This is a genomic window from Bradyrhizobium uaiense (assembly GCF_010811875.1).
In the GTDB taxonomy this organism is placed as follows: domain Bacteria; phylum Pseudomonadota; class Alphaproteobacteria; order Rhizobiales; family Xanthobacteraceae; genus Bradyrhizobium; species Bradyrhizobium uaiense.
On sequence record NZ_VKHP01000853.1, the window covers coordinates 1 to 246 of the forward strand.

The 246-nt window shown below is 68.3% G+C and carries 1 protein-coding gene; it reads left to right on the plus strand.

What is annotated here, in order from left to right; translation table 11 throughout:
- A partial coding sequence (locus FNJ47_RS52375; RefSeq protein WP_236000632.1) for an AMP-binding protein occupies positions 1 to 246 on the plus strand: 246 nt, incomplete at both ends.

A 246-nucleotide genomic window follows, 5' to 3' on the forward strand; every position in this document is an offset into this window, starting at 1 on the left:
CCAAGGGCGATCGCGTCATCCTTTATATGCCGATGGTGCCGGAAGCCGTGGTCGCGATGCTCGCCTGCGCGCGGATCGGCGCGGTGCACAGCGTGGTGTTCGGCGGCTTCGCGGCCAAGGAGCTCGCAACCATGCTGCGGCCGCTGCAGGATGATGCAGGTCTCGGGCTTGGTGCCGGCGAGGCGGATCGCTTCATCGAGCAGCGGCTTGTACTGCACGATGCGGCCGGGCTCGAGGCCGCAGCTC